At 46.9% G+C, this 13,008-nt stretch carries 11 protein-coding genes and 3 tRNA genes; 11 read left to right on the plus strand and 3 right to left on the minus strand.

The genetic code is table 11. The features are described 5' to 3' along the window. The first annotated feature begins 370 nt into the window (after positions 1 to 370). A complete protein-coding gene (locus ACXIZX_RS06500) occupies positions 371 to 1,069 on the plus strand; it encodes an extensin-like domain-containing protein (protein WP_479403811.1) in 699 nt (232 codons plus the stop codon). On the opposite strand, the gene ACXIZX_RS06505 is transcribed toward ACXIZX_RS06500, so the two are convergent. Next, positions 1,070 to 1,744: a DUF4396 domain-containing protein gene (locus tag ACXIZX_RS06505; RefSeq protein ID WP_479403812.1), complete on the minus strand. Its 675-nt coding sequence runs from the start codon at positions 1,742 to 1,744 to the stop codon at positions 1,070 to 1,072. It lies immediately after the preceding gene. 564 nt (positions 1,745 to 2,308) lie between these two features. On the opposite strand from ACXIZX_RS06505, the gene sdiA reads away from it, so the two are divergent. Together sdiA and ACXIZX_RS06515 are read left to right on the plus strand one after the other, a co-directional pair. Further along, on the plus strand, positions 2,309 to 3,031 hold the full coding sequence (gene sdiA / locus ACXIZX_RS06510; protein ID WP_154192191.1) for an autoinducer binding domain-containing protein: 723 nt from the start codon (positions 2,309 to 2,311) through the stop codon (positions 3,029 to 3,031). A gap of 121 nt (positions 3,032 to 3,152) precedes the next feature. After that, the gene (locus ACXIZX_RS06515) at positions 3,153 to 3,764 is read left to right on the plus strand and encodes an acyl-homoserine-lactone synthase (protein ID WP_179451789.1); all 612 of its coding nucleotides are present in this window, start codon (positions 3,153 to 3,155) and stop codon (positions 3,762 to 3,764) included. Positions 3,765 to 3,796: 32 nt separating this feature from the next. Here ACXIZX_RS06515 and ACXIZX_RS06520 read toward each other — a convergent pair whose 3' ends face one another. Next, the gene (locus ACXIZX_RS06520; protein ID WP_007887303.1) at positions 3,797 to 4,024 is read right to left on the minus strand and encodes a DUF2594 family protein; all 228 of its coding nucleotides are present in this window, start codon (positions 4,022 to 4,024) and stop codon (positions 3,797 to 3,799) included. Between the two features lie 431 nt (positions 4,025 to 4,455). On the opposite strand from ACXIZX_RS06520, the gene uvrY reads away from it, so the two are divergent. The 8 genes from uvrY to ACXIZX_RS06560 all read left to right on the plus strand — a co-directional run bounded on the left by uvrY (position 4,456) and on the right by ACXIZX_RS06560 (position 11,265). Further along, positions 4,456 to 5,115 carry a UvrY/SirA/GacA family response regulator transcription factor gene (uvrY, locus tag ACXIZX_RS06525; protein ID WP_008102320.1) on the plus strand — a complete coding sequence of 220 codons (660 nt, stop codon included), beginning with the start codon at positions 4,456 to 4,458 and terminating at the stop codon, positions 5,113 to 5,115. After that, positions 5,108 to 6,940: an excinuclease ABC subunit UvrC gene (uvrC, locus tag ACXIZX_RS06530; RefSeq protein ID WP_479403813.1), complete on the plus strand. Its 1,833-nt coding sequence runs from the start codon at positions 5,108 to 5,110 to the stop codon at positions 6,938 to 6,940. Before uvrY ends, uvrC begins: the two co-directional genes overlap by 8 nt. Positions 6,941 to 7,008: 68 nt before the next feature. After that, the gene (gene pgsA / locus ACXIZX_RS06535; protein WP_008102316.1) at positions 7,009 to 7,557 is read left to right on the plus strand and encodes a CDP-diacylglycerol--glycerol-3-phosphate 3-phosphatidyltransferase; all 549 of its coding nucleotides are present in this window, start codon (positions 7,009 to 7,011) and stop codon (positions 7,555 to 7,557) included. 204 nt (positions 7,558 to 7,761) lie between these two features. Next, positions 7,762 to 7,837: transfer RNA gene (locus tag ACXIZX_RS06540), tRNA-Gly, on the plus strand. A 42-nt stretch (positions 7,838 to 7,879) separates the two neighbouring features. Continuing rightward, positions 7,880 to 7,953 (plus strand) — tRNA-Cys (locus ACXIZX_RS06545). A gap of 11 nt (positions 7,954 to 7,964) precedes the next feature. Then, a tRNA-Leu gene (locus ACXIZX_RS06550) sits at positions 7,965 to 8,050 on the plus strand. 318 nt (positions 8,051 to 8,368) lie between these two features. Next, complete coding sequence (locus ACXIZX_RS06555; RefSeq protein WP_479403814.1) at positions 8,369 to 10,612, plus strand: M23 family metallopeptidase; 2,244 nt, start codon at positions 8,369 to 8,371, stop codon at positions 10,610 to 10,612. Continuing rightward, complete coding sequence (locus ACXIZX_RS06560) at positions 10,612 to 11,265, plus strand: hypothetical protein (protein ID WP_179451315.1); 654 nt, start codon at positions 10,612 to 10,614, stop codon at positions 11,263 to 11,265. Before ACXIZX_RS06555 ends, ACXIZX_RS06560 begins: the two co-directional genes overlap by 1 nt. Positions 11,266 to 11,415: 150 nt before the next feature. Here ACXIZX_RS06560 and ACXIZX_RS06565 read toward each other — a convergent pair whose 3' ends face one another. Further along, positions 11,416 to 13,002: a GmrSD restriction endonuclease domain-containing protein gene (locus tag ACXIZX_RS06565; RefSeq protein ID WP_179451313.1), complete on the minus strand. Its 1,587-nt coding sequence runs from the start codon at positions 13,000 to 13,002 to the stop codon at positions 11,416 to 11,418. Between the last annotated feature and the right edge of the window lie 6 nt (positions 13,003 to 13,008).

Here is a 13,008-nt window from a genome sequence, read left to right on the forward strand (position 1 = left end):
ATGGCTGTTTTGCCCGTCATACTTCAAGCCGCAGATGCGTTGGCTAAGCGTGTTCGCCCCAGTCACTTACTAAAGTAAGCTCCTGAGGATTCACACACTTGCCGCCTTCCTGCGGCTCGAATTATTTAGGGCAATCGTTATGAGCCGTTGTATAGGCAAGTGGCATAAGATAGTGGAAAGCTAAGCAGTTTCGGTAATGGTTTTTCCCCCTTTGTGACCTTTTACGCGCTTTGCTGTGTCAGTAATTATTTACATAGTTTAAAGCGCAGTCATTTTGCGTAAATCTTCAACAATTAAGCGATTTACGTCACTTTCCATCCGCATGACTTCTACACTTGTTAGTTCATTTCGTCAGGAAAAGTGAGGCATTGTGCGCGCTCTGTTCGCCGTCGCGTTGCTGGCTGTTTGCGGCTGGCTCAGTTTGCCGTGGTTGAAAACCCATCTGCCACCTCAGTGGAATCCCTTCACGCCGCTCAACGTTACCGATCCGCCCGGTTGGATGACGCGCTACAAGCTGAAAAAGCTGAGTGGCGATCCGGCCGCCTGCATGGCGGTGATGCGGCAAGCCAGTGAACAGCGGCTGGTGCAGTTTCGTGCCGTGCCGCCGATGCAGGGTGATTGTCCGATCGAACAGCCGCTACGCATCAGCGGCTATGGCGATGTTTCTCTTAGCAGCAGTTTTCTCGCCAGCTGTCCAATGGCGGTGGCCAGCACCATGTTCGTGATTAACAGCGACAGCGCGTTACGCCAGGCCGGTTTTGACAGCCCGCTGAAACGCATTGCCCATGTTGGCAGCTACGCTTGTCGCAATATCTATCATCGTCAGGAAGGGCGTTTGAGTGAGCACGCCAGCGCTGATGCCTGGGATATCACCGGATTTCAGCTGGCGAACGGGCGTTGGTTACAGGTAGGGAAAAACTGGCAACAGCCGGAGGATGCGGCGGCAGGACTGCATGCGCTGTGGCGTAACGGCTGCACCACGTTCGGTAATGCGCTGGGGCCTGATTACAACGCTGCGCATGCCAGCCATTTTCATCTCGGCATGCGCGGTTCAGGTTACTGTCGTTAGCTAGACCGCAGGATTAAGTCCACGTTTTATCAGGAAATGATTAGCCGGCCAGGAGAAAATAAAGCCAATCATTATTGCCAGCTGCAGCATAAACCAGAATGCCACCACCAGCGGATTGACTTGCTCGTGCAGCACAAACTTTAGGGCCAATGCCATAAAGATAAAAATACCTAATTGATAAATCAGCAGTGGGAAAATCTCGGTTTTCAACGCCAATAATAATGCGCCGCCAAATGAATGTTTTTCACGTTGACGAATCGCCAGGAATTGAAATAGTAATCCGATGAACAATGAAACGATAATGCAAATAAGCGCCTGCATCCTAATCGTTGGATTAAAGGCAAATTGTTTTAGTAATGTGACTATCGGGATTGTCATTATATCGCCGAATATACAGGCCGCTGCGGATAATGAAGTGGAAATAAATATGGTTTGCCAGCTGGCATTACTGCGTATTTTTTGTGGTACCAGCAGCGCAAGTTTTTGCTGTTGTGATGGTTTACGACCTAAGTACCACCAGGCTATCCAGCCAATAAAAGGCATATACAAGCCAGTAATGGGCCAAATGATATTCATCACCGCGACAGGATGCGGATGGCGGAACAGGTCTTTTAGAATCATCAGGGCAGTACAGCCGCCCAGAACAAGGAAAGGTAATGCCAACTGGTTCAACATAGTCGGTTCCGCTAAGTTTCCCACCTACCTGTGACAATACGTGTGAGCCGTTCTGTCGCATTGTCCCCCATTGCCTCTTTACCTTCATTTCTCATGCCGCGAGTATTAAGCGTAGCCGTGATTCAGCATGAGAGAAATCACATCATTACTAAAAGCATTATCTTAACCGCAGAAATAGGTGGGATTAAGATTAAGTAAAAACTAATGCACTGTAGAAATGGCGTTGATGGCAAAAGAATATGCTTTGCCATGCGTTAATTTTAGTTAATGACGATGCTAAAAATTTATCAATCTAACGTTCATTTTCAATCAAACGGGTGATTGAAACTACTTCAGAAAAATCCTATTCTAATCTGCTGAGGAATTAAAGTTGTGAACCTGTTAACAAATAGCGTGAACTTACACATTTCCATTACGTTAAAGCATTGACATTAGAAGAGTTATGCCCGCTGCTGGAAAATATGCTCTCTTTTCAATCAATATTTTTTGTCTGGCTAATTTATTTTTTGCGTTAACACGAATCAATTTCAGAATGTAAAAGCGTGAAACAGCGCTAAGGCAATAATGACGACCGATAATTATTTCGTCTGGCGAGACGAAATGGAAAATGAATTTCTGGCGCTAACGCAAGTGGCGCATTTGAAATCGCTATTGCAACAGCAGATTGAAAAGCTGGGTTTTGATTACTTCGCTTTTTTGGTTCAGCATCCGGTACCTTTTACCCGGCCGCGCCTGTTTTTGTTCAGTACGTACCCGGAAAGCTGGGTAAAACGCTATGAAAGTGAGAACTATTATGCGGTCGATCCGGTGCTATTACTCTGTCAGCGGCCGGGACGCGGTGTGGAATGGACGCGCGATTTATTTACCGGTGCGGGTAATTTATGGGCGGAAGCTAACGCCGCAGGATTAATGAGTGGCTTTTCCTGCTCAGCAATGGCACCAAATCGTACCATTGGTATATTATCAATTGCATCGACGCTTCACAGTAAGACCCAACACTTACGTGTACAGTTAGAAGTGAAACTGCATCTTCTGGCGGAACTGAGTTTGCGCGTGTTGGAGCGTCTGAATGACGATTCTATGGTCGTTTTATCTAACGATTTTAGTCAGCGTGAATTAGAAATTCTGAAATGGACGGCAGAAGGAAAAACGTCTGCGGAAATTTCACTTATTTTAGCCATATCTGAACATACGGTGAATTTTCACCAAAAGAATATGCAAAAGCGTTTTAATGTTTCCAATAAAACGCAGATTGCCTGTTATGCCGCAGCGGTTGGCCTGATATAGCGAAAACGCAACTACTAATTTTAGTAGTTCCTTCTCCAGTGTCAGTTGTCTACCCTGCGCGCAATGTTGCCAGGCTGGCTCAAAGAAATCATTGCATACATGGGGATGTCAGAGGCGCATGATGAAAGTAATTCAAACACAGCTTAAGGATATGCCGTCCTCACTGTTGGCAGAACTGGGAACGTATCGCTATAGCGTGTTTGCGCGCGGCGAAGGGTGGTCGATTCCACCGCGATTGAGTACGCCAGGACAAGAGTATGATCGGTTTGATCGCTCGGATGTTACCTGGTTGATTGCCTGGAACGCTCGTCAGGGTATTTGTGGCTGCGCACGCTTGTTACCGTGGCATGAACCAGAGGTGCCTGAAGGTTTTGTTCTGCCTTTCGATCAGGAAAAGGTTTGGGAAATGTCGCGCTTCTCGGCGCGCCTTGAAGTCGATGTAGAGCTACCACTGAGTATTTTGTGGCACTCGGTGCAATTAGCAGAACTGAGCGGCATGGAGTATTTGATCAGTTCGGCGACGCCGATGCTTGAGAAGATGTTTGAACAGCATCAGGTGGTCTACGAGCCGCTCTCACCGGGCTTGATCCAATCTGAAGACAATCTGTTTGCCATTCGCATTCCGGTTGATCAACCGGCGCTGGCGGAGAAGTATCGTGGTACGCGACGCTTTAGCCCGGAAGAGGTGCTGCCATCGCTGGGTGTTTCAGTGAACTGGCAATCACACAGCTAAATACCCCGCGCATCGCGCGCGGGGAATATCGCTTATTGACGGTAAGCAGTTTTGATCTGACGAATCGTATTATTAAACACTTCCGCCTGCGGCTTATCGCCTAACGAAGCTTGCACATAACGCTCCATGTTGATGATCACCTTACCGGCATCGGCTTGACCCATTCCTTTCAGAATCAGCGTCACCATCATTTTCAGACAGGCGACTTCGTCTGCCAGCGCCTGCGTGTCTCGTGAAGTTGCGAAATCTTCATCACTCATAATTGACTCCTTGGTGGTGTTACTCAATGTAGACACATTCTTCCTGTGCGTAAAAAAGAGAGTATATCATATGGTTGTCAGACGAATTTTAATGCAGGCGAAGCGGTAAAAGCCAGACCGCGATTTAATTGCCTATTGCGCTATTTGTCAGCAATCAGAATTAGCGTTTAGCTGTTATTTACCCGGCAAACAGAGTGCGATAACAAAATCGAGCTATAAATTATAACTTAATGATATTAGTCACAATTTTACTTCTCTAATTTTGCATGTTATTGCCCGGTGCTGTAAAAGCAAGATCAAAAGAATGTTATTGATTTGCATCATTTCATTTGAGATTTATCTGTGGCGATAGATGTTTTTTCCACCTGAAAACCGGTAAGATAGCCGCTCTGAAATATATTTCCCTTTCTTAACCTGCGGAGTACGTCCCGTTGATCAGCCTGCTTCTTGTTGATGACCATGAACTGGTCCGCGCCGGTATTCGCCGCATTCTGGAAGATATGAAAGGACTCGTCATAGCCGGTGAAGCGGCCTGCGGTGAAGACGCCGTGAAATGGTGCCGCAGCAATCCGGTTGACGTGGTGCTGATGGACATGAACATGCCCGGTATTGGCGGCCTGGAAGCAACACGCAAAATTGTGCGTTTTAACCCCGACATTCGCATCATCATGCTCACCATTCATACCGAAAATCCACTGCCGGCGAAAGTGATGCAGGCGGGCGCAGCGGGTTATCTCAGCAAAGGTGCCGCGCCACAGGAAGTGGTAAGTGCGATTCGCTCGGTACATTCGGGGCAACGCTATATCGCCTCGGATATTGCTCAGCAAATGGCACTCAGCCAGATCGAACCGCAAAAAGCCGAATCACCGTTCAGCTGTTTGTCGGAAAGGGAATTGCAGATTATGCTGATGATCACGCGCGGGCAGAAAGTGACGGAAATCTCCGAACAACTCAGTCTCAGCCCGAAAACCGTTAACAGTTACCGCTATCGCATGTTCAGTAAGCTGAATATCAGTGGCGACGTCGAGTTAACGCATTTGGCCATTCGACATGGCCTGTTCAATGCGGAGCCATTAATCAGTAGTGAGTGACGTCTTCAATTCCAAAGCCTTTCTCAGCACCGTGACCAGCCAACCCGGCGTCTACCGTATGTACGATGCGACCGGCACGGTGATCTATGTTGGTAAAGCCAAAGACCTCAAAAAGCGCCTGACCAGCTACTTCCGTACGCAGGTGGGCAGTCGCAAAACTGAAGTGTTGGTCAGCAACATCCAGAACATCGACGTCACCGTGACGCACACCGAAACGGAAGCGCTGCTGCTGGAGCATAACTACATCAAGCTCTACCAGCCGCGCTATAACGTGCTGCTGCGCGATGACAAATCCTATCCTTACATTTTCCTCAGCAGCGATATCCATCCGCGCCTGGCGATGCACCGTGGTGCGAAGCATGCTAAAGGCGAATATTTTGGGCCGTTTCCAAATGGTTATGCGGTGCGTGAAACCCTCGCCTTGCTGCAGAAGGTGTTCCCGATTCGCCAGTGTGAAAACAGCGTGTATCGCAACCGTTCGCGCCCGTGTTTGCAGTATCAGATTGGCCGCTGCCTTGGGCCCTGCGTTTCGGGTCTGGTCAGCGAAGAGGAGTATGCGCAGCAAACCGATTACGTGCGTCTGTTCCTTGCGGGCAAAGATGATCAGGTAATCAATCAGCTGGTCAAACGCATGGAAACGGCCAGTGAGGAGCTGCGCTTCGAAGAGGCGGGGATCTTACGCGACCAGATTCAGGCGGTAAGGCGTGTTACCGAGCGACAGTTCGTCTCCAATCAGGGTGAAGACCTGGATGTGATGGGCGTGGCCTTTGATGCCGGCATGGCTTGCTTGCACGTGCTGTTTATTCGTCAGGGCAAAGTGCTCGGCAGCCGCAGCTACTTCCCGAAAGTACCTGCCGATACCGAACTGACCGAAGTGGTGCAAACCTTTGTTGGGCAGTTCTATTTGCAAGGCAGTGAAGCGCGTACTTTACCGGCGGAAATCCTGCTGGACTTCAATCTGCCGGAGCGTGAGCTGCTGGCGGAATCGCTTAGTGTGCTGGCGGGGCGCAAGGTGAATATTCAAAGTAAGCCGCGTGGCGACCGCGCGCGTTACCTGAAACTGGCGCGCACCAATGCGGCAACGGCACTGATTACCAAGCTGTCGCAGCACTCGACCATTCAACAGCGTCTGGCAGCGCTGGCGACGTTCCTCGAGCTCGACACCATCCATCGCATGGAGTGCTTCGACATCAGCCACACCATGGGTGAGCAGACCATTGCATCGTGCGTGGTGTTCAACCGTGATGGCCCGCTGCGTTCCGATTACCGTCGCTACAACATTGAAGGCATCACGCCGGGCGATGATTACGCGGCGATGAATCAGGTGCTGCGTCGTCGTTACGGCAAAGCGCTGGAAGAGGACAAAATCCCCGACGTGATTATTATCGACGGCGGTAAAGGCCAGTTAGCGCAGGCGAAGCAGGTGTTCGCCGAGCTGAATGTGCCGTGGGATAAAGATCGTCCGATTTTACTCGGCGTGGCGAAGGGCAGCGATCGTAAAGCCGGGCTGGAAACGCTGTTCTTTGAAGCGGAAGGTGAGGGTATTTCCTTGCCGCCGGACTCGCCTGCACTGCATGTGATTCAACATATTCGTGATGACTCTCACAATCATGCGATTTCAGGTCACCGGAAAAAACGCGCCAAAGTGAAGAACACCAGCGCACTGGAAAGCATTGAAGGCGTGGGGCCAAAACGGCGCCAACAGCTGCTCAAGTATATGGGCGGCCTGCAACCGTTGATGAATGCCAGCGTCGATGAGATCGCCAAAGTGCCGGGAATTTCTACCGCGCTGGCGGAAAAAATCTACTACTCACTGAAACACTAACGTTGAAAGAGGGGGGGCAATGTAGGAACATACATGAAACCCTACTCACACCAGACAGTTACTGGCATATGCAATTTAACATTCCGACGTGTCTTACCCTGTTTCGAGTCGTACTTATTCCCTTCTTTGTCCTGGCGTTTTATCTGCCATTTCAATGGGCTCCTTTTGCTACTGCACTGATCTTTGTGATTGCTGCGGTCACTGACTGGTTTGATGGTTTTTTAGCGCGTCGCTGGAAGCAGACCACGCGTTTTGGCGCGTTCCTCGATCCGGTGGCGGATAAAGTGCTGGTGGCGATTGCGCTGGTGCTGGTGGCAGAGCATTTCCACGCGTGGTGGATTACGCTGCCTGCGGCAACCATGATTGCACGCGAGATTATCATCTCTGCACTGCGTGAGTGGATGGCGGAAATTGGCAAACGCAGCAGCGTAGCGGTGTCGTGGATCGGCAAAGTGAAAACCACCGCGCAAATGTTCTCGCTGTTCGCCTTGCTGTGGCGTCCTGAAGCCACGGTGGTAGGCGTGGGTGTGGTTGCGCTGTACATCGCAGCGGTGCTGACTTTCTGGTCAATGTTCCAGTATTTGAGCGCCGCGCGCGGCGATTTGCTCGATAGCTGATCGATGCGATTTAAAAAGCAGCAAACGGACGCAGTGTGTGGATAATTATATTGACTCACTGCGTCAGATAAGTAGAATGCATCGCATCGAACAGCAGCGAGTCTGCAAGAAGCTGAGTTAAATCAGTAAGTTCGATGATGAAATACAGAATCTCCTTTGTAAATTTGCAGGTAATACGGCAGCAAATAAGCAGGCGAAGATTATGCGGGAATAGCTCAGTTGGTAGAGCACGACCTTGCCAAGGTCGGGGTCGCGAGTTCGAGTCTCGTTTCCCGCTCCAAATTTAGTAATTCGTATTCAACGAATTACATATCAGATTAAAGGCGCGTTGGCAGAGTGGCCATGCAACGGATTGCAAATCCGTCTACCTCGGTTCGACTCCGGGACGCGCCTCCAATTTACACCCTGCCCGGGTGGTGAAATCGGTAGACACAAGGGATTTAAAATCCCTCGGCTTATGGCTGTGCGGGTTCAAGTCCCGCCCCGGGCACCATATTCGCAGTTGATAAAACGAATAAAATAAAGCAATAAGCAGTAATGTCGTAACCGCCTAAGGGCGGTTTTTTTGTTTTTGCAGCTTCTTTCCTAATATCACTTCCTAATATCAGATGCTCCTAAGCTGTCCGCCGATAACTGGAACTACAACAATCCTGCAGCAGTAAGCAATCATCTGTTCCAAATAAAGTCTTTAATATTCTTCACTAAGTATAATGATTTGCTCCTTTCCTTGCCCGCAATCAATGTATGCACAAATAAAAGTACGTTAGCCTGCTGGTCTCTTAAATTTAAGAATCGACAGGGAGTCTTCAGAATGATAATAAGCCCGCCTTTTATACGTAACAAGAACCCCGAGGACAGTGACCGTGTCTGGATAAATAGCATGCTTCCTATCGATGCAAGACGTGGTTTTCCGCTAAATGTTCATGGTTCATGGCATGGTGGTGTACATGTTACCCACACCGACGCAACCAGCCGGCCTGAGATGGTGCGGGCTATTGCCGATGGGGTTGTGGTCTCTTTCCGCCAACCATCCGGTTTGGAAAGACGTGACGCGTTTCCACTGAACTATAACGGGAAAACCGATGACGGGTATGTGTTGCTAAAACATGAAACCGATATTGGTGAAAACTGTAATGTCGTGTATTACTCACTTTACATGCATCTCCGTGACAGACTGGATCCTGCCATCAGTGACGGTGCCAAAATATGGCGTAAGGATCCCATAGGACAGAGTGGCATGGTAGACGGAACCAATGCTTTCCACTTTCAGGTGTTTTGTGACAACTCGAATATGCTGAAACTGGTTGGGCGCACCACACCCGAACTTGATATCACTCGTAACGGCAGAACCGATACCGTTTACGGTGATATTCATTTTTATTTGCCGGTAGGAACGCTTTTGTATGAGCGCGTGACTGACGCAAGCTCACCAGTCACAGAACACCTTAGTGCTGTCCATACCACTACAGAGCCGTTGTACGTAAGTATGACCTTCGAACAAGGTGATTGTACGATGGTCACTCGAAGGCAGAATATCTCCGCGGCAGCATTCTTCGACTTAGTGGGGGATCCACTGGTCAATACTGATGCTAATCCTCTTGATAACAGCCGGAACACACCGGAAAAGTATGAATACAATCTGTCCCGAACTGCTCGTCGACTTTACCCGCAGAATCCGTCTGCGGGGTTCGAGCTGCTCCGTTTCGGACGGGTCATCAGTACAGGACATGAAATCCTGACACCGGCCGGCGCTCCACTCTGGCGTACCATCAACTTTCCCGGAGGGACAGGCATTGCCAATCTGGCCTCTTCTGACATCAAAAAATATAGCGATGCTGACTTCCCGCACTGGACGGGGTGGAGAATGGTGGACGATGACACAGACAATAACAGTCAGTGTAATTCCCCCTTTATTGCTGGATTGCATGAAAGCGGACACCTCAGTGACCTGAGCAGCCGTCTGGTCTGTCATTTCCCGCTAGAATGGTCTGTCGCCATCTTTGAACAGCGCTATTCCTGGCTAAAAATCGGATCCGACGATGTCCCAGCAAAGTCTGAAGAGGATTACGACAGGCTGAAAAGCCATGCTTCAGCGCTATTTTTTGACACTGGCGAATTCGGCACCGAAAGGCAGTGGCATTTTCATCCGGTAGCGTTTATCAATCACTTCCGTAAGTGCTGCTGGCTTAGTAAACAGGAGCTGAAGCAGCTTGTACCCCGTAACGTGTTAAGAATGGCCGGCCGGAATGATTACCGCTGGGAGGCCATCACCTATCGGGACGGCGCTGGCAGCATCGCGGACAATATTCACACGCACATGAACAGGATGATGCAGAAATACCTGATAACCAATCCGCTGCGGATTGCCTGTTTTATGGGGAACGGGATTCAGGAAACTGGCTGGCTAGGCTCTATGGAGGAAGGGTACCGCTACACGGAAAGGGATCCACGCACGCATCAGGTTATCCGCCGCTATAACATTTGGTATTACCCTTGGTACGGTCGCGGCCTATTACAACTTACCAGTCCAGTAAATTACTTTGATTACTTCAGCTTCAGGGGACGAACCTGCCCTGAAAATATCAAGAACACCTTGATAAATGAATACAATCGCTTGTATTCAAATCGGGGAATTCGTTACACCGACAATCACCTATCTGATACTGAAAATAATGTCGCTGAAGATATTATCCAGTGGCGAAATAACGTTAGCAGTGACAGCTATGAGGCGACCAGCAGCGCCGGATTTTACTGGATTGAAAGAGGTATGGCACCTTACGCTGACAATGAACATGTACTGGAGCGGTGCAGTGTTAACACTCGGGTTAGCGGAATAAAAATTTACTATCGCAGTCAAGCTTTCTGGCAGGCCAGCGCCGCTGTTAACCTGCCTGGTCAGATCAATAACGAACAATATCAAGGGCTTAATGGCTTTGATGCCCGCTGCTGTGTTTATGGCAGTGTTATAGCCGTCCTCACCGAGCAGAAATTCCCGGACAGCCATAACACACCCGTTAACGAGAAACCCGAATCAAACCAGCTAAGGAGAGCGTGATGAAAAAATTATTACTGCTGGCGGCAATCCCGTTTTTTTCCTTTGGAAAAATAATCCCGGAAATTGCCACTCCAGACAGTTTCAATGAGCAGTCTTTTGAGCATCAAACTTTACATCGAGGTAATTACCTGGCAGATACGGCTAGCTGCGGAATTGTTCAATTGAAATTGTTCTATCCACCTGAGCATAAAGGCTATCCACCATCAGGGCCGTGGCTTTGCTTGTTCCCTGTTGATGTCATCAGAGATGGATATGGTCCAGGAAGATCGCTTTCTGAAAAAATCTATTTTGATAAAAGAACAGGTCTGTGGAAAAAGAGAAAATATAACCGTAACAGAGAAGAAACCCAGCAAACTATGAAAGTCTATGGCATCAAAAGCCTGAGAGAATTACAGCCTTTGGAGCTGTATAATATTCATTCTGTGAATGGACATGGCTTTGCGGTTGTCGATAGTAATATTCCTCTCATGGAAAAACAGAAAGGGGTGAAAAAAAATCTCGCATTTTGCCTGATACAAAACCAAAGCTATTCAGCCTTATGTGGCTCAGGATCAATTATTGATGAAGAAAACGGAAAAGAAGTCGATTTCACTCCCTTCATGCTCAAGTCCCTTGAGACCGTCGAGATAGGGCTGGAGGAAAAAATCAAATAACTTAAAGTTATTTTATTTGGAATGAACTCATGTCAGAGTAATGTACATAACTAACTTTTTTAGAATAAAAGGGGGCAATAAAAGCTTTTTATATTGAGTTATCATGATTTATTACTGTAAAAAACATTATGGCCCCGAAGGGCCATTTTTTTAATTGGCTAAAAAATTAGCGGTCTGAGCAAGTAGTTTTGCTCGCGCATGAATGAAATCTTCAAACTTCATATTTAATCCATCGTTAGGGATGAATGTTGATTCGAATATTTCATTAATATGTGTAGGTGAGATTCTCTTAACGTAATCATGAGGTGCTGCATCTTTAATGCTACGATTATCCGTCTTTGATAAAAATGTGAAATTAGCCAAATTAAACTGAATTGATTTATCAATAATTCCTAGTTTAGTTTTTAAATGATTTTTGGGGAAGATGTGATGGAATTCATTTCGATTGCAGTTACTCAAAACTTTTTCAAGATCAACTTTAGCACCTGATATTAAGGAAAGAGGATTCTGATGGGCTAAAAGAAGTATGAAAATTTTAGTGTTTACCGAACCAATATTGAATGAGTTGTCAATAAAAAAGTTGTCTGGTATTTCGATAGTTCTCGAAGTAATTGGTGTGCAATCACCAGCTATTAACTTTACCATTGCTTTAATATCTTGAGAAATAGCATTGTCAACGCTATTAGAATAGCGCCTTGAAAAGCAACTATGCCAAAACCATTTTACTAAAGCTGATCTTTGATTTGCATCTGGATGAAAGCTCTTATTTCCAGCTGTATAAAAACATCTGGAAAGTGGAATTAACATCGATTTATAAGGTATGTTTTTAAAGCTATTAACACCGCAGTCACGCCTCAAGAAGTCAATTGCGCCCAATAAAGCATTAGTAAAACCTTCAAAACCATTTCTAACTTCAGTGCCGTCAAGTTCTACCACTGCTTTGGATGAAGCATCATCTCTTAACACAGCAGCACAGCATTTCAATAATAAATCTGGGTCGTCTACAAGATCGTTATAATCATGCTCGTCTAATTCAACACCTAATTCCTCAAATTTTGACCTTAAGTCGAATTCACCACTCCAGGTCCAAGCCGAAAGAAGTTGGTACGTATCAAGTGGCACACCCCCTCGATTTACACGTTCAAAAATTATAGCAATTTTTGAGTGTTCCTCAGTTTCAACTATATCAATATTGATTTGCTTATCGATGAAATTTGCTTGAAGAGCGTATATTTCATCTACTCTTGATGGGTCCGGATAGCTGTGAACGAATCTTCCAAATTCTTTATAGTCAAATAATAGTTTTAATGGGATATGCCTTGTCTCAACATCTTCAGGTTTTAATGCAATAAATTGAGAGTTTTGCACATCCTCTTTTGCATCTAAATCAAAGTAAATATCTAACCACTTTATTTCTTCATCTTCTTCTGGTTTGAGCACTGTTTGGAATGCTGAAAATATAGAAGTTATTCGTTGCTGGCCATCTAAAATATAGTCAATAGGATAATCTTTTTGAGGTTCAGGAAGAGTGAATGCTCCAAGCTTTCTATCATGTTCTAATTTTTCTCTTGTTCTCCATACTAAAATAGTACCAATAGGATAGCCTTTATATAAACTATCCATGAGGAATTGGACTCTGTCTGGATTCCAGACAAAATTTCTTTGGAAAGCAGGCACTCTAAGCTCACCGTCAATAACACGGCGCAAAATATTTTTGATGCTTATAGTCGTGGTCATAGGCAA

It is taken from the genome of Candidatus Pantoea symbiotica (assembly GCF_056491525.1).